At 65.7% G+C, this 16,451-nt stretch carries 12 protein-coding genes and 1 pseudogene; 9 read left to right on the top strand and 4 right to left on the bottom strand.

The features are described from left to right. The first annotated feature begins 1,072 nt into the window (after positions 1-1,072). Positions 1,073-1,507 (top strand): hypothetical protein, encoded by a 435-nt coding sequence (locus GVY39_RS27325; RefSeq protein ID WP_159929581.1) that lies wholly within the window; start codon positions 1,073-1,075, stop codon positions 1,505-1,507. Positions 1,508-1,911: 404 nt separating this feature from the next. Next, a complete protein-coding gene (locus GVY39_RS27320; protein ID WP_159929617.1) occupies positions 1,912-3,624 on the top strand; it encodes an acyl-CoA dehydrogenase family protein in 1,713 nt (570 codons plus the stop codon). Positions 3,625-3,693: 69 nt separating this feature from the next. On the opposite strand, the gene GVY39_RS27315 is transcribed toward GVY39_RS27320, so the two are convergent. Further along, entirely contained in the window at positions 3,694-5,343 is a 1,650-nt protein-coding gene (locus GVY39_RS27315) for an acyl-CoA synthetase (protein ID WP_159929583.1), read from the bottom strand. A 215-nt stretch (positions 5,344-5,558) separates the two neighbouring features. On the opposite strand from GVY39_RS27315, the gene GVY39_RS27310 reads away from it, so the two are divergent. The 3 genes from GVY39_RS27310 to GVY39_RS27300 all read left to right on the top strand — a co-directional run bounded on the left by GVY39_RS27310 (position 5,559) and on the right by GVY39_RS27300 (position 7,167). Then, entirely contained in the window at positions 5,559-6,419 is an 861-nt protein-coding gene (locus GVY39_RS27310) for an oxygenase MpaB family protein (RefSeq protein WP_159929585.1), read from the top strand. A gap of 181 nt (positions 6,420-6,600) precedes the next feature. Beyond that, a complete protein-coding gene (locus GVY39_RS27305) occupies positions 6,601-6,819 on the top strand; it encodes a DUF2945 domain-containing protein (RefSeq protein ID WP_159929587.1) in 219 nt (72 codons plus the stop codon). An 18-nt stretch (positions 6,820-6,837) separates the two neighbouring features. Next, the gene (locus GVY39_RS27300) at positions 6,838-7,167 is read left to right on the top strand and encodes a DUF3140 domain-containing protein (RefSeq protein ID WP_159929589.1); all 330 of its coding nucleotides are present in this window, start codon (positions 6,838-6,840) and stop codon (positions 7,165-7,167) included. Positions 7,168-7,467: 300 nt separating this feature from the next. Here GVY39_RS27300 and GVY39_RS27295 read toward each other — a convergent pair whose 3' ends face one another. Next, on the bottom strand, positions 7,468-8,472 hold the full coding sequence (locus tag GVY39_RS27295) for an alpha/beta hydrolase (RefSeq protein WP_240679477.1): 1,005 nt from the start codon (positions 8,470-8,472) through the stop codon (positions 7,468-7,470). A 63-nt stretch (positions 8,473-8,535) separates the two neighbouring features. Between GVY39_RS27295 and GVY39_RS27290 the strand changes: the two genes are divergently transcribed. After that, positions 8,536-9,315, top strand: coding sequence for an AraC family transcriptional regulator (locus GVY39_RS27290; RefSeq protein ID WP_159929591.1), 780 nt, complete (start codon positions 8,536-8,538; stop codon positions 9,313-9,315). Between the two features lie 127 nt (positions 9,316-9,442). Here GVY39_RS27290 and GVY39_RS27285 read toward each other — a convergent pair whose 3' ends face one another. Then, the gene (locus GVY39_RS27285) at positions 9,443-10,312 is read right to left on the bottom strand and encodes an AraC family transcriptional regulator (RefSeq protein ID WP_201295371.1); all 870 of its coding nucleotides are present in this window, start codon (positions 10,310-10,312) and stop codon (positions 9,443-9,445) included. 181 nt (positions 10,313-10,493) lie between these two features. On the opposite strand from GVY39_RS27285, the gene GVY39_RS27280 reads away from it, so the two are divergent. From GVY39_RS27280 to GVY39_RS27270, 3 genes are all read left to right on the top strand, one after another. Then, positions 10,494-11,441, top strand: coding sequence for an NAD(P)-dependent oxidoreductase (locus tag GVY39_RS27280; RefSeq protein ID WP_236565704.1), 948 nt, complete (start codon positions 10,494-10,496; stop codon positions 11,439-11,441). Positions 11,442-11,565: 124 nt separating this feature from the next. Next, a complete protein-coding gene (locus tag GVY39_RS27275) occupies positions 11,566-11,733 on the top strand; it encodes a DUF4236 domain-containing protein (protein ID WP_159929595.1) in 168 nt (55 codons plus the stop codon). A gap of 34 nt (positions 11,734-11,767) precedes the next feature. After that, entirely contained in the window at positions 11,768-12,259 is a 492-nt protein-coding gene (locus GVY39_RS27270; protein WP_159929597.1) for a contact-dependent growth inhibition system immunity protein, read from the top strand. 255 nt (positions 12,260-12,514) lie between these two features. On the opposite strand, the pseudogene GVY39_RS27265 reads toward GVY39_RS27270, so the two are convergent. Further along, a pseudogene (locus GVY39_RS27265) lies at positions 12,515-16,333 on the bottom strand (carboxyl transferase domain-containing protein); the annotation flags it as partial. Positions 16,334-16,451: the final 118 nt, after the last annotated feature.

Raw genomic sequence — 16,451 nt, 5'->3', positions numbered from 1 at the left:
AGGCCGAGACCGACCTCGTCCGCGACGTGTCGCCGGCCTGCCCGTTCAGGACTCCGGCGGGAGGATCGGCGAGGAGAACACTTCCTCCAGCGGAGTCGGGCCGGTGTAGCGGCGGCAGTGGCAACCGACCCACTCCCGCAAGCCGTGCGTGCCCTTTCGAGAGATCTCGGCGTGACAAGTTCCTGTGGCACGGTCGTGCAGCGCCAGATCGTGACCGCAGCCGCAACGCGCGGGAAGTTTCTCCCCCGACCGGACTCGCCGACGCCCGAACCGACCACAAACCCAGCCGACACCGACAAGGCCGGCACCGACTACGAGGCTGAGGGGATCAAACATACGCGCAGTATACGTATACGCATAGCGATGGTCATGCGAATTGTGAATTCCGGTATCTTGTTCCAGCTTGCCGCTGTTCACGTCTGTCGGTTTCCGGCTGCATCACCCGGCGGGCGCGCAACCGCAGGATCGACGTTTGGTGGTGATACGGGTCGACGGAAACCTTGACCGGCATTCGCGTCCCTTCACCTGATCGCAGCGGGGGCATTGGCTGAGCGGCCGGGAGGTCGAACAGCGCGCTGACCGAAATATCGTCGGCTGCGCCTGCTCGTGCCCGGACTTAGATCGCGATCGTGGGTCGGTCTGCTGGGTGCGTCGGTGTGCTGCTTCTGCCCCCCGTCCGGCGCGCCGGCCGGATCGAGTCGACCCCCGGTATGTGGGTGCGGACGACCTGATTGCTGACCGTGCGCCAGCCCTGCCGCCACCATGAGGGGCTGTCGGAACCTGCTCGGTGAACGGTCGCGACGTATCAGTTCGATAACCTCGACGGAGAGCTTTCCTCTCGGGGTGAGGACGACATCCGCTATGCACTCAGTGCGTTTGCCGAGGTAGCGGGCGAATGTGCGCATAAGGTAACGGTTTGGTCTCGCTCGCGCTCTGGCGTTCGTGTAATGCAGTCACTCTTTCCTCCAACCTGCATAACCGCCACGATATTGATGGCTGATAGATAGCCTTGCGCCAGCTGCTATACCGAATCGCTACCTCGGTCGACCGAAACGTCGGCCTGGAGACCGCTATGGCCACACCCGCGTATGCACCAAACCTGTTCGGCACAGTTGACGGCGGTGTCGCCGCCACGCCCCGGCCCAAATATGCCGCGGACCCGACGCGGTCTGTGCGTGGCCTCGATGAGCAACTCGCTCCGCTGCGGATCCCGGCGCTGGTGCTGGGCACACTCCTGATCTGCCTCGGCGTCGCGGCGCTGGTGCCATTGCGGGCATGGCTGCACGACTACGGCGGATGGCTGGTCGTCGCCGCCTACCTGCAATACATGGGCATAGCGGTAACCCTAGGAGTATGGGGACTGCGAACGACCAGGAGGGGTGAGTCCGCCGCGGAGGGCTCAGCCCAGCATGTTCTCGATGAGGTCGACGGCTCGCATGGTGCCGCCGTCGGCTCGTCCGTCGTGCCCACGGCGGAACCGAGCGGCGGGCAACCTCCGCGTCGGTGACAAGGCCGTTCGAAGCCGTCCGTGAATTCTGGGCGGTGTCGATGCGGCGGGCCCGGGCGGCGTCGATGAACTTCCGCGGCTTCTGACCAGGCGATCTTTGCGACTCTACGAGGACGCCCGGGGCGGGAGGCGGGGTACGCGCGGATGTTCGGCCCTGGCATGGGGCGCCAGGTCGGCGCGAACGTGCTCTCGGCATGGTCGAACTGCAATCCGTAGGCGCCTCGCCAGTAACTCGCGATTTCCTTGGTGGCGGCTTTGCCGCCCACTCGGGCCAACGCTGACGCGGTCCGACGCTCGGCGTCGCTCTTCCTGTGAAGCTCGGCGACACCGGTCAGAGATTGACGGCACCTGCCGTCAGTTCTAATGTGATGGCAATTGCCATCACTTTGGAAGGCGGCGTCGCCATGGCCCTGTTCAACCCCAGAACCGAGACGTTCGACGAGTTCGATCCAGCCACCAGGGCTCGGTTACGGTCGGTGGTCGAGTTCTTCGAAGCGAAGGGCAAGCGGGCGCTCACCGGCGACGCTCACCGGGCGGAGTGGTACGAGGACTGGATGGAGTTCCTGGCCGAGAGCCGGATCATCGCCTACATGGCAACACCGCGGGCAAGTGCCGGCGCGGATCCGGACAAACGCTGGGACACGGCGTTCATTTCCCGGTTCAACGAGATCACCGGCTTTTACGGATCCCAGTATTGGTACGCGTGGGGTGTTTCCACACTTGGTCTCGCCACCATTTGGCAGAGCGCCAACGTCAAGGCGCACCTTCGTGCCGCCGAGGAGCTCGACCGCGGTGGGGTCATCGGATTCGGGCTGTCGGAGAAGGATCACGGCGCCGACATCTATGCCACCGATATGCTGCTCACTCCCGATGGCGCGGGCGGGTTCACGGCGACCGGGAGCAAGTACTACATCGGCAATGGGAACGTGGCCAGGATCGTGCCGACCATCGGCAGACGTACCGACTCGGCGGGTCCCGACGCGTACGTCTGGTTCATCGTCGACAGTCAGCACCCGAACTACCGGCTGGTCAAGAACGTCATCCACGGCCAGAACTTCGTCAGTGCCTATGATCTGGTGGACTATCCCTTGTCGGCCGACGACGTATTGCACACGGGCCGCACGGCATTCGACTCCGCACTCGCCGCTGTCAACTGCGGAAAGTTCAACATCGGCATGGTCGCGCTCGGGATCGTGCAGCACTGTTTCTACGAGACGATCAACCACGCCAGCGCCAAGATTCTGTTCGGCCACCCGGTCACCGACTTCGGGCAGGTGCGCCAGATCCTCTGCGACAGCTACGTTCGAATGAATGCCATGCGGCTCTACCATGAACGAGCAATCGACTACATGCGATGCTCCACCCCGGAAGATCGCCGTTTCGTGATGTTCAATTCCATCGGCAAGATGAAAGTCACCCGCGAAGCGGAGCGTGTATTCCGGGAACTCTCGGATGTCATCTCGGCCAGGGGGTTCGAGAAGGACAGCTACTTCGCGACGGCGCGCGGCACCATCGACTCCATGCCGAGGCTGGAGGGCACTGCCCATGTCAATATGGCGCTCACTCTGAAATTCATGCCGAACTTTCTCTTCAATCCGGCGGAACTGCCTGCTGTGCCCGTGCGACGTGATCCCGGCGACGACGAATCCCTGTTCCGGCAACCGGGCGCCGCCGGGTTGAGCAAAGTTCGCTTCGCCGACTGGCGAGCGGCGTACGCGAGCTACCGTCATCTCCCGAATGTGGCGCTGTTCATCGAGCAGGCTGAGCAGTTCACCCAGTTCCCGGTGCAGGCGCCGCCCACCTCGGCTCAGCTCGAGGATCTCGACTATCAGCTGGCAGTAGGGGAGTTGTTCACGCTGCTGCCTTACGGACAGCTCATCCTCGAACAAGCCGCCATCATCGGAACGTCGGAGGACATCATCGATTCGATCTTCGAGGTGTTCGTTCGCGACTTCTCCGCGTACGCGCTGGGAGTGTTCTCGAAGGCATCGTCGACCCCTGCCCAGCAGGATTGGGCACTGAGTGTGCTGCGCAAACCGATCATCGATGAGCAGCGGACAGCACGCCTCTACGACGAGGTGACCAGCCACGCCGGCGTCTTCGAGATGAATCCATAGCTCGCTGCACCCTCCCGGCGTGGCCCGGATGACGCCCCGGCAAGAGATGGCGAGATCGACGAGGCAGCCCTATCCGTCGGTCTCCTCGAGTTTGCGACGCATCAGCTTGCCGGTGGCGTTCCGTGGCAGCTCGTCGACGAACACCACCTCGCGTGGCACTTTATGGCGGGCCAGGTTCGCCTTGACGTAGTCCTTGATCTCTTGCTCGTCGCGCTCGGCGCCCTCGGCCGGGACGACGAAAGCGTGCAGTCGTTTGCCGAAGTCGCGATCCTCGACGCCCACCACCGCGGCGTCGAGGATGTCGGCGCGCTCGACGAGCAGATTCTCCACCTCCAGCGGAAAGACGTTCTCGCCTCCGGAGACGATCATGTCGTCGTCGCGGCCGTCGATGAACAATCGGCCGTCGGCGTCGAAATGGCCGACGTCGCCGCTGGAGAGCAGTCCGTCGACGATTTCCTTGTGCCGGCCGTCGGTGTAGCCGGAAAAGCTGAGCCCGCTGGAGACGAAGATGGTTCCGACCTCGCCGGGCGTGGTGATCCTCTTTCGCTGCGCGTCGTAGATCGCTACCCGGCATCCCACGGGAGGTTTGCCGACGGTCCCCGGCGCCACTCGCATGTCCTGCGGGGTGGCTACGGCGGCTACGGCGACCTCGGTCGAGGCGTAGAGGTTGTACAGCACGTCACCGAAGGCTTCGGCGGTGCGTTCGCTCAGGTCCGGGGAGACCGGCGATCCCGCGGCGAAGATCACCTTCAGCGAGCGCGTGTCGTACTGCTCGAGCACCCCGGCTCCTAGATCGAGGATGCGCTGCAGCATCGTGGGCACGACGACCAGCGTCGCCGCGCGGTGCTCGGCGACGTTCGCGAGTGTTCGCCTGGGATCGAACTTGCGCTGCTGGAAGACCACCTTGTTGCCCAATGCCCAGCCGAGACCGAGCTGCGACAGGCCGGTGCCGTGGAAGATCGGCGCCGCCATCACGATCGTGTTGTCGCGCGGCATCGGCACCCTGTGCAGGAACTGCGCCGATTGCAGCGGTGAGACCTTCTCCCGCGGTGCGCCTTTCGGCGTACCGGTAGTGCCGCTGGTCAGGAGTACGACGCCGCCCGGCCGTGGGGGAGGCGGGAGTGCGGCAGTCGAATTCGCGGAGATGAGCGCGTCGATCGTCGGCGTATCCGCCGCCATGGCGTCGGCGTCGTCCACCCAGGTCGCCACTCGCGGAACCCGCGGAGGAATCGCATCGAGCAAGTCCATGAACTCACTGTCGAGCAGGATCGCGCCGACGTTCTCTCGCTCGGCGACGTCGGCGAGCTGCGGTCCGGCGAACCCGGTGTTCAGCAGCACCACACGAGCGCCCAGCTTTCCGGCTGCCAGCAGTGTCAGCACCATCCCACGGTGGTCGCGGCACAATGCGGCGAGCACGGTGTCGGGGCCGATGCCGGCGGCGGACAGTCCGCGGGAGAGTGCGTTCGACTGCTTGTCCAGTTGATCGAAGGTGAGCGCTCCACGTTCGTCGACGATCGCGGGCGCGGCCCCGTTGCGACGTGCGGCATGTGCCAGCACGGTGACGAACGGGCCGTATACCGAGGCCTCGCGCATCACACGAATCGTCTCGCCGGGGCGCGCCGGATCGAACATCCCGCGCTTGGCGAGCACGACGGCCGCCGATACCGAGTCGGCCACCGACCGGATCGCCCTGACCGGCGATCGCAACGTCATTGTCATCGGACACCTCCAGTTGCGCCGCTCGATGATCGCGGCCCAGTCCCGGCTGCCGCGCGGCGGGTCAGCAGCTCGATAGAGCCTACCGCACCACAAGAATAGTCATTCACATATTCACGACAGATAGGTTACTTGATCTGGTGATTCAGGGTTGCCCACCGCGCGGGCCGATGAGAGAATAACGTGTAATTTATATCAGACCCTCGTTGGAGATCGGCATGCCCCGTCCTGAACCGTCGGCATCCTCGCCGACCCCTTCCGCTCCGGATCTCGGGCGCCGACGCCGCTATATGGCAGGTCCGGCCGCGCTGCTGGGCGGCCCTGCCAACGTCATCATGCAGCTGAGTTCGCCCCCGGTCGGCCGCGGCGTGGTGGAGAGCACGGTCGACAGCGGGCGCTACACCCTGCATCCGCGCAAACGCGGCCGCACGACCCTGACCTATCTGGCGGTGGCGATGCTGGGTACCGAGGCCGACCGCGCCGCGTATCGGGCGGCGGTCGACACGTCGCATCGTCATGTGCGATCCGCTCCCGGCAGTCCGGTGAAGTACAACGCCTTCGATCCGGAACTGCAACTGTGGGTCGCCGCGTGCCTCTACCGGGGCACCATCGATTCCTTGACCTACCTCTACGGCCGCGTGGACGACGACCTGGCCGACGAGTTGTACTGCGAGGCCAGCCGATTCGGGACGACATTACAGATGCGACCGGAATTGTGGCCGCGCGATCGCGCGGCGTTCGCCGAGTATTGGGAATCGAAGCTGGCCGGCATCGCGATAGACGACGAGGTGCGAGCCTATCTGCTCGACCAAGTTGTCGATCTGGGGCCTTATCGGCGAATCGAGCGGATGGCTTTCCGGCGGATCAACCGGTTTTTCACCACGGGGTTTCTTCCCCAGCGATTCCGCGAGGAACTGGGACTGGACTGGAGCCCTCGCCGACAGCGCGTCTTCGAACTCACGATGCGTTCGATCGGACTGGTGCTACGGCTGGTTCCCGAGCGCTGGCGGTTGTATCCGTTCGAAACCTATCTCTACGACATGCGCAGGCGGCGCTCGCTGGGGAAACCGCTGGTGTGAGGTCTGTTGTCAGTAGTGACAGACAACAACTCGCCACGCTGCGGCAGCGCCTTCGACCGGACGCCTCCGGCCACCCGAACCGACACCGAACCGATGCGGTAGCGCATCAGCGCTCAGTTTCCTCCGCCGTCGCGCGGGTACCACGTCGACGTCTGAAACGGGAACGAGTAAGGAATCGACCATGAGCAAGAAATCGTTCAGCAAAGGTGACAAAGTCGAATGGAATAGTCACGGCAGTACCACCGCGGGCGAAGTGGAAGAAGTGATCACCACCGACACCGAGGCGGCCGGACGTACCGTCCGGGCATCCGAGGAGGACCCGCAGTATCGCGTGCGCAGTGCGAAAAGCGGCCGTGATGCGGTGCACAAACCCGACGCTCTACGTCGGCACGGTGAATGAAATCGAACCGGAGCTGCTATGGCGACAGACGACGAAGAGACACGCAAACAATTCGACAAGGTCGTCAACATGACGGCGAAAGAACTACGTCGGTGGCTCGATACCGACGAGTCCAATTCGGTGGGGCAGAAACCGAAGGGCGGCGGCGAGTCCACCGGGCACGTCAGCGGACGCCGCATCGTGGAAATTCTCGAGAAATCCGACCCGACCGACGACGACTACGCGCACATGCGCAAAGTCGTCGGCTATGCGCACCGCCATCTCGAACAACGACCGTCCGGAGAAATCGCGCACAGTAACTGGCGATACTCGCTGATGAACTGGGGTCACGATCCGATGAAAAGCTGACGGCAGAACCAACCTGACGGTTCGCTTTCCGTCAGTTCAGCGGCGAGTTGCATGGGCAGCAGCTTCCATGTCATCCACAGCAGGGGGCCGTGGGTAGCGAGAGTCGTCCTCGATCAGGTGTTGCCGTTCGTCGGGTCCCTGAGTCCAGTGTTCGACCCGGTTCGACGACCGCGAGCAACGGCGCCAACCCCGCGACGGCGCCGAAGACCTGCAGGACGACAACGGCGGCGAAACCGCGCAGGAACGGGCGCAGCAACCCCGCCAGCACTTTTTTCGCAGCGGAATCGGCAACGACGCTTGTCATCGCCGTCCCGTCTCCGTTGCTCCCGTCGCGGCACTGCCCGCCTGCTCGAGCAGGTGGCAGCGTAGATGAGCGAGGATCTCAGCGCGTGCGGGCCGGGCCGCGGGGACCAGTCCGGGCATACTCATGAAGGCGTGCACCGCTTCCGGATAACGGGTCAGCGTCACCTCGACTCCCGCTCGCCGCAGCCGATCGGCATAGGCCGGTGCCTGATCTTCCAGCGGATCCGTACCCACGGCTTGGATGAGTGCCGGGGCGAGGCCAGCGAGGTTGTCGGTGTGCAATGGCGAAATGGTGCGCGGGTCGAGGGATTCGGGCAGAGCGAGGCGTTGTACCGCGCGGCAATTGGCCGGTGTCGCGGTTGGGCTGTCCGCGTTCTCGGTGAACGACGGGTACTCGAAGACTTGCTCGGTCCAATCCAGTTGCGGGTTGATCAGTACCTGGGCACGCACCGGCAGCCCGAGGTCATCGGCTTTGATCGCGGTGAGAGCCGCGAGAGTAGCTCCCGCGCTGGCGCCCAGCACGGCGAGCCGCGTGGGGTCTGCCCCCCATACGGCGGCCTCTTCGACGATGCGGGGGACGGCGTCGTAGGCGTCCTCGATGGGAGCGGGAACGGGCTGCTCGGGTGCCAGCCGATAGTCGACCGAGACGACAACGGCCGGACAGCCGACCGCCAGATGGCTGAGGAGCCAGTCGTCCTGGTCCGGTGCGCCGAGAATGAATCCGCCGCCGTGGAACGCGGCGATCAGCGGCAGCGCCGAGTCTTCCCGCACGGGCCGGTACACGCGGGCACTCAGCCGACGCCCCGGCAGATGAAGTGTATGTGTGGTGATCAGCGCGCGACGGTCGGGCTTGCCGGTGGCGAAGCTGCCGAGGGCGGACCTGCGCCTGCGGTTCTGCGCTTCGCGCAAATTGATGACCTGGGCCGGGGTGATGGAATCCCAGTCCGGTTCGGTCGAGAGTGCGGCTAGAATCCGCACACCAAGGGGAACTTTGCCTCGCATGACTGCTCTCCAGACTCCTTGTCGACCGCCGTGGTCCGGCGGCGTACCGATACCCTGGCAAGCGTGACCATCGACGCGCTTTCGGAAATCTGCGGTTCGGCGGGGACGCCGGTGGCGTGGGTACGGCAGGGTCACGTGGGCTATATCGGGCCGGATCTCGGCGTCGACCCGCATTCCCCCTCGGTCGCGATGCTCAGTGTCGGCCTGGACGCGCCGCTCGTCCTGCATACCGCGAACGGGCCGATTCGCACCGGTAGTTCATTCGCTCCCGCTCGTACGATGCAGCGCATCGTCGCAACTCGCGGATGGATTCTGGCGCTGTTCGTCGACCCCACGGGTGCGCCCGCCACTGCCATCGCCGACGAGATGACTTCTGCCGCAGGTCCTTTCGGCCTGTCACACCGGCGACAGCGGGAACTCGTCGAGCTGTGCCGTGGTCGCATCGTGGACCCGGACCGCATCTACGCCCGAGCTGTCGCCGGCCCCGCACCCGTCACCGATCCACGCATCGAGCGGGTCGCCGCCACCATCCGCAGCGACCCGGCCCACGCCTTCCGTGCCGACCACATCGCCGCGAACCTGGGCCTGTCCACCACCCACTTCCTCCGGCTGTTCACCCAGCAGTGCGGTACCACATTCCGCGGCTATCAGCGATGGAACCGCATGATCCACACTGTCCGCGGCGCTGTGGCAGGCCACGATCTCACCCGATCCGCCCTCGACGCCGGCTTTGCCACCCCGTCCCACTTCAGTGAGACCTTCCGCGACATGATCGGGCTTTCCGCCACCAGGGTGCTGCGTTCCGGTATCAGCTTCGATCTCGGAACCGCTCCTGCGTCCTGATGTTCGGGTGTCTCCGAGCATTCGGTTGCCCGACAACGGGCTCGGACCAGTGGACCGACATCGTCCAGCCCGGCATCGGGCAGGCAGCCGGACCGGATCCTCGCTGTCCGGATTCTCCGCAGGGGTGTCACACCGGTTCGACAGGTAGCCACAGTTCGCAGGTCGCGGTGCTGAAGTCGTCCGCGCGCTTCAGGACCGCGACCATCGAGGGACCTGGCCGCAGACGCCACGGGTTGGAGGGGAACCACTGTGTGGCGGTCGCGGCCCAGGTCTCCTGCAAGGCCTGCGGATGGGGTCCGGCAGTGTGGAAGACCGCCCATTTGCCGTTCGGCACCTCGATGACATCGAGGTCTTCGGGGGCTGGGGTGTCCCAGGAGACAGCAATGCCGTGCAGATAGGTCAGTTCGCTGCCCTCGGTGCCGTCGGGATCCAGGTCGTCGCAGACTTGCAGCAGGCCCCGGGGTTCGGTGTCGCCAAAAGCCTTCAGCCGCAGATGCTCCTCCTGCGGCAGTGCGGTGATGTGCTGCTGGATGTGGGGGTTGATGCCCTGGTGAATGAGCGGAACCCTGGCTGCGTGTCCGACGAGCCGGAACACGGGTCGGTCGATGATGCGGGTGTCCATGGGGGTGCTCCCTTCAACGGTCAGGCGGAACCTGAGCTGCGGTTGTGTGCGAAGGGGGCCTCCATCGCGGCGAACGTCACCGGGGCCGGCGCCGTGGACAGCCCGGAACGCTCGGCCGAATGCTTCGGTCGAGCCGTAACCGTGTCGGACGGCGATGCTCAGCAAATCGTCCTCGCCCCGGACGACATCGCCGGCGGCAATGGTCATGCGGCGACGGCGCACGTATTCCGACAGCGGCATCGCGGCCAGGGACGAGAACATCCGGCGCAGGTGGTACTCGGTCGTGCCGAGCGTTCTGGCCAGCTCGTGGACGTCGAACTCCTCGGTGAGGTGCTCCTCGACGAGGTCGACAAGCCGGTTGAGTGCCGAGATCAAGAGGCCTCCTTCCGACATCAACCCTGGCCGAAAGTACCCCGGCCGCGCCCGATCGCCGCGAACCGATTCGATCATTTGCGTCGATGGGTGATCCACACCACCGCCGTAGGAGCCGCGGTGTTCTGACCTTGTCCCGAACCAGGAGGTAAGTTACCGGGACCCGAAGTGCGGTCTTCCCGACGTGGCCGGCGGCAGTCACTATCGAGTCCGGTGCCGACACGATCTGCGAAACCGTATTCGAAGGAAGCAAATGATGTCCAAGTCAGCTGGTTCGGTGACGGTTATCGGTCTGGGGCCGATGGGGCAGGCGATGGTTCGGTCGTTGTGTGCCTCCGGCACGAAAGTGACCGTGTGGAACCGCAGCCCCGAGAAGGCCGACGAGGTAGTCGAATTCGGCGCCGTGCGAGCCGAAACTGTGGGACAAGCTTTGAGCGCCGGCGAGGTGATCGTCCTCAGCTTGACCGACTATCCCGCAATGTACGACGTGCTCGAGCCTGTGGCAGAGCATCTGTCGGGCAAGATAATCGTCAACCTCTCGTCGGACGCGCCGGAAAGTACACGGACAGCGGGGGAATGGATCCGTGCGCGTGGAGGTCGATTCCTCGCTGGTGGAGTGATGGCCGACAGCGATGGCGTAGGGAGTTCCGCCGCCTATATCTTCTACAGCGGCCCCCGCGATGTCTTCGCTGCATGTGCCGACGTGCTCCGGCCGCTGGGCAGGCCGGAGTACCTCGGTGCGGACGAGGGGATCGCACAGCTGTACTACCAGGCGATCCTGGCAATGTTCCTACCCGGGCTGCTCGCCTTCGAGCAGGCACTGGCCATGATCGATCGATCAGGCGAATCGATCGAACGCTTCCTGCCGTACGCACAACGGTCGATGGGCGACATGGCGGATCTGTATGCCGCGGTGGCGGCCATGACAACCACCGGCGGGCGGCGCGATATGGCCTATCTGCGCATGATGGCGGCCGGCGCGCAGCATGTCGTCCGAACCGCCACGGCCGCCGGAGTAGACAAGGAGTTGGCGCACGCAGTGCGGACCTACTGGATTCGGGCACTGGCTGCAAGCGAGCGAGCGGGTGTACCGATATCGACCTTCCAACTGCTCCGAGGTGACCCGAAATAGTGGTGTTGTCGGCGTTCGCGATGACATCGGCACCGAAACCGAGCGGCATCACTCCTGACCAGGAAAGGTTTGAGGGACAACATGATCGGCTATTGCCGGGGGGAACGAGTGAAGGAGGCTGCTCATGCCCATCAGATACCGTCAGCGCAAATCCTTCGGGCCGCTGAAACTCAATTTCACCCAGTCGGGTCTGTCCTCGTGGAGTATCAAGATCGGCCCGTGGTCGTGGAACTCCCGCAGCAAGAAGAACAATGTCGACCTGCCGGGACCGCTCAGCTGGCGCCAGCGCTGAGCGATCCCGCGCTCGATCACCGAACTCGCGGAGTTTGTTCACCACCGCCTTGCTGCCGGATCAGCTGGATATCCGCTTTTTCGGGGATGTCGCCTTCGCGCGCATCATGCACGCAACCGGCGACGTCGCCACTCTGTTCTTCCGGCACGAAGCCGGAAGGTGGACGTTGTGCGCGGACGCTGACGAGGAGCTGTCGTTGGAACAGCTCGATGACAACGTGTGGCCTGCGATGCCGCCGGAGGCGACCCGTCTGATGCGCACTGTGCACGCGCTGTGGCGCAAGCCGATCGGCCGACTGACTATCGAGGATGTTCGTTGCCTGCTGCAGCAGAACGAAGGTGTCGATGTCTTGTTGCCGCGCGCGTTGATCCAGCTGCAATGGAATCCACTTGCCGAGGGCGACCTTTTTCCTGGCGACCTGCTGGTCGCGACCCTCCGAGTCGGCCACGAGCACTGGACACAGGATCCTGTCGCGGTCACTCGCATTCGGATCATCATCGACAAGCTCAATGATCTGGGTGATTGACCGAAAACAGTGCACCGCACGAGGAGATCTGGAACTGCGCAACAGATTTCTTCGCCGAGCTGCGTGGACGTGGACCACCGACGCCCGGTACGAGCGGAGTTGACGGTGGCCGACGGGGTGGCGGTGGCCCACCCCGGATGCGGGAAGGCACAGGCGGTGCGGGTGCGAAGTTCTGGATGAGTGTGCTCACCCACCTTCGCACCCGCGGCGTCGGGACCTGTTCTCCTGGCCTTGAAAGTCCGCCCGGCTTCTCCTTTACGTCCGGGCGGGTTGGTCGGCCAGATGTGCTTCGATGGCCTCGATGATGCGGGGGCGGAGTTCGGAGGGGTTGATGATGGCGTCGACCGAACCGACCTCGACAGCGCGCTGAATATTGTGCACGCGGTCGAATTCCGCGGCTACCTCGCCGAGCTTTTCCGCGCGGACCGACGACCGGATCTCATCGAGCTCCGCGGTCAGGGCCGCGCGCTCGGTGCCGGTCGCGCTCGCGACGCGTTCCTCCAGTTCCCGCACTCGCGCGTCGGCAGCGGTCCGCGCGTTGACCTCGCTGGAGAACACCACCGCGGCGGCCGGGGCGCCACCGAGCACCGAGGCGAACGAGCCTTCCAACGCGAGCACGGTCATGTTCGGGTTCAGCGCCTTCGAGAACACCACGAACGCGCCGCCGTGGTATCGGGAGATCACGCAGAACACGATGGGACCGCGGAAGTTCACGATGGCGCGGCCGATCTCGGCACCGTACTCCAACTGCAGCTTCCGCATCGACTCCGGCGAGCCGTCGAATCCGGACAGGTTCGCCAGCACTACCAGCGGCCGGTTGCCGCTGGCCGCGTTGATCGCCCGAGCGGCCTTCTTCGACGACAATGGGAACAGCGTGCCCGCGGTGTAGGTGTCGGGGCCGTCGGTGGACGGGAAGCCGCGCCGCGGCACGTTCCGTGATTCGATGCCCAGCAGGCACACCGGGATGCCGCCGAGCCGTGCGTCCTGCACCACGGCGGTATCGGCGTCGGCCATGCCCGCCCACCGCTCCAGCACCGGATGGTCCTGATCGGAGAGTGCCCGCATCACGGCCCGGATGTCGAAAGGCTTCTTCCGATCCGGGTTGGCGGTGGCGGAGAAGATCTCTCCGACGGTGGTGAAGTCGCTGTCCGCCGACACATGCGGGAAATCGGAGACATCGCGATCGACCGGGTCACTGGTCTGCGACCGTCGCGGCGCCTGCTCACCGGGCGCGACGTAGGTGTGCTCGTAGTGCGACATCAGCACGTTCCGCGCGGCGGTCAGGTTCGGCGCCCAGTACTGCGCCTGCCCGTTCGGGCCCATCACCCGGTCGTAGCCGCCGATACCGAAGTTGTCCTCGGCGGAGACGCCGCCGGAGAAGTCCAGCGACTGCTTGCCGGTGAGCACCATCGCCGAGTCCGGAGTCATCACCAGGATGCCCTTGGTATGCATGAGCATTGTCGCTTCGGCATTCCAGTACGGCTGCGCGCCGACGTTGATGCCCGCGACGACGATGTTGATCTCGCCCCCGTCCTGGGTGAACTCGACGATCCGCTTGAGCGCGGCGGCCACCCAGTCCATGTTCTCGGTGCCCGATCGCATCGAGATGCGGGCGCCGGAGGACAGCGCGTACCACTCCAGCGGGATCCGCATCTTCTCCGCCAGGTCCAGTGCGGCGATGACGCGGCGGCATTCCGGTTCCGACAGCGCGCCCAGCGATTTGGTCGGATCGCCGAGCAGCACCACCCGAGTGACGCCCTCCGGGTGCTGCGCGGTCGGCGTGGTAACCACACCGGCGACGATCGCCGCCGTGTTGCGACCCTTGGGCCGGTCGACCGGCACCAGAGTGTGGTCGGCGTCGAGGTCGTATTCGGTGAACTCGCCGAGCAGGCCGGTCAGTTCGTAGGGGTAGACGGTGTTGCGGCTCGCCGCCCGCAGCACTTTCTGCCGGTACTCGTCGAGAGGCTCGACCGGGTCGTCGGTGCGCTCACCGATCGTGACCTTCGTGCCGGTGGCGTCGAAGGAGATATGCACAGCGACCTTGACCAGCTCGCCGGTCTCCGGGGTGCGGTGCCGGGCGATGAGCAGGATCTCTTCCAGTCCGGCGCCCACGGTGGTCGGCTGGATGCGCTCGACGACGGTGTCCAGCTCGGCACGGGTGATGTCGAGCGGCGGCCAGATGTACATGACGATGCGGTTGGTGTGGGAGCGGGCGGACGACGCTCGCAGCGACCGAGCCCGGCGGATCGAGTCCAGGCAGGCGGCGACGGTGTTCTCCGCCGTCGGCAGCGCGAGCAACCGGCCGTCGTGGTCGCGCAGCGCGGTCAGGTCACGCACCTGCGTGAACGCGACGAGACGCTCGTCGGCCGGGTTCTCCTTCGCCACGCAGCGGAAGAGGTAGACCTCCTCGTCCGAGGACGGCTGCCTGGTGAGATCGAAATTGCGCAGCCGTGTCATCTGCATCCGCTGCGCGATGTAGGGGTGCAGGCCTCGGATCAGCCGCTCCTCGGCCATGCCGGTGTCCGACGGGCGGAACGTGAAGTGATGGTGCATGATCGCGCCGTTGCTCCCGGCCACGGTGGCGGTGATCCGGTGCACCCGCTCCGGCAGGGACCGCGCGGCGAGCACCTCATGCAGTGCGGCGGCCATCGCGTCGAAGCCCTCGGGCTGCTTCTCCCAGCTCAGGTAGATGTCGGCCTCGATGGACGCGGTGCCATCGGCCAGCTCGGCGAGACCACGCAGCACGGTGTCGAGAGCGTCGAACCGCACCGCGGCCGAGACCAGACTCGTGCCTTTGCGTTCGGCGATCACGAAGGTGCATCCGCCCGCCTGCTCGGTACGGACGCTGGTGAGGCCCTTGTTGCCGTAGTAGCGGCGGGTGAGCACCTCGAGCATGACGGTGTTGTCCGCCCCGCCGCGCACCAGGCGCTGGCCGAGCAACCGCACCAGCGGCTCGGTGCTGCGCACCATCTCGGCGATGCGGTCGGCTCGATCGGGGGTGTCCGGGTGCGCGTCCAGATGACTCAGGTGCCTGCGGACCGTGGCGTACACCTCGGCCCGGTTGCGCCGCAGCAGCGGCTGGCCGAACCAGGCGTACACCAGGCCGCGGGCGAGGTCGGCGATCACCGGGAAGCGCACCTGTGTCGCGCCGACCAGCCGCTCCAGCGCCGCGCTCACGGGCTCGCTCAAAGCCCGCTCCGGCACCGGCTCCCGCAGCCACTCGCGCAGCAGCGCGGTGATGACCTCGACGGTGTCGGACGGCCGTTGCTGGGCGAGGAAGATCCGGAACACCGCGGACTCGAGTTCGGGGGTGCGTTCCAGGTCGGTGACGCCGTAGTGCCCCAACGCCTTGGCCAGCTTGGCCCGGTACGACTCCGGCAGACCGGCCCGCTCCACGTCGAGGCTTCGCATGTAGGTGTGGAAGTACTCCCGCGCGCTGTGCACGTGGCTCTGACCGCCGCCGTCCTCGTCCCACGAGCGGTTGAGGCTCAGCTCGGCGAGGTCGGCGAAGACCTGTACGAGTTCGACCTCCTCGGCCAGCGGCCTGCGGTTGTCCGCCACGGCCGCTCGGCGCGCGGTGAGATAGTCGCCGAGGACACGGCGGTCGTCGTGCGGGTCGACGTCGAAGCCGAGCAGCAGGCTGCGCAGGTCCTGCAGCGTGCGGGCCACCCGCTCGTGCGGCTGGGCGGGCGCGGGCGCGACCGGCAGATCCAGTTCGACCGTCGCGACGGCCGCGCCGTCGGCCTCCTCGCCGTCCTCGGCGATGGGCTCCAGCCGCAGCAGCGGCGCGCCCGTCTCCACCTGGGTGCCGACGGAAACCGCGCACTCCTTCAACCGGGCCCGGAACGGCGCGCGCAGCACCGTCTCCATCTTCATGCTCTCCAGCACCAGAACGGGCGCGCCCGCCTCGACCTCGGCGCCGACCTCCAGCGGAGTGGCGACGACCAGCGCGGGCGCGGGGGAGCGGACGACACCGCCCTCATCCCGGCTGATCCGGTGGGTCACGCCGTCGACATCGACCAGGTGGATCGGTCCGTGCGTGCCCGTGGTGAGGCGGTACCGGGTGCCGTTGAGTTCCTAACGGATGTCAACTCAGTAGAGTCTTCTCGCTGCTGCGTTGTGTGGCTCGGTGCGTCGTGAGGTCGAAGCACCCGCTCGGCCGGTCGTGCGTCGCGTGACCCGGATTTCGGCA

It is taken from the genome of Nocardia sp. CY15 (assembly GCF_009829295.1).
Classification (GTDB): Bacteria; Actinomycetota; Actinomycetes; order Mycobacteriales; family Mycobacteriaceae; genus Nocardia; species Nocardia sputi.
Note: the sequence above shows the minus strand (reverse complement) of the source record. Positions and strands in the feature narration are given on the sequence as shown.

What these genes read in the sequence shown, in the direction of transcription:
- GVY39_RS27325 (WP_159929581.1), top strand. Translation starts at nt 1,073, where the DNA reads ATGGCCACACCCGCGTATGCACCAAACCTGTTCGGCACAGTTGACGGC.
- GVY39_RS27320 (WP_159929617.1), top strand. Translation starts at nt 1,912, where the DNA reads ATGGCCCTGTTCAACCCCAGAACCGAGACGTTCGACGAGTTCGATCCA.
- GVY39_RS27315 (WP_159929583.1), bottom strand. Translation starts at nt 5,343, where the DNA reads ATGACAATGACGTTGCGATCGCCGGTCAGGGCGATCCGGTCGGTGGCC.
- GVY39_RS27310 (WP_159929585.1), top strand. Translation starts at nt 5,559, where the DNA reads ATGCCCCGTCCTGAACCGTCGGCATCCTCGCCGACCCCTTCCGCTCCG.
- GVY39_RS27305 (WP_159929587.1), top strand. Translation starts at nt 6,601, where the DNA reads ATGAGCAAGAAATCGTTCAGCAAAGGTGACAAAGTCGAATGGAATAGT.
- GVY39_RS27300 (WP_159929589.1), top strand. Translation starts at nt 6,838, where the DNA reads ATGGCGACAGACGACGAAGAGACACGCAAACAATTCGACAAGGTCGTC.
- GVY39_RS27295 (WP_240679477.1), bottom strand. Translation starts at nt 8,472, where the DNA reads ATGCGAGGCAAAGTTCCCCTTGGTGTGCGGATTCTAGCCGCACTCTCG.
- GVY39_RS27275 (WP_159929595.1), top strand. Translation starts at nt 11,566, where the DNA reads ATGCCCATCAGATACCGTCAGCGCAAATCCTTCGGGCCGCTGAAACTC.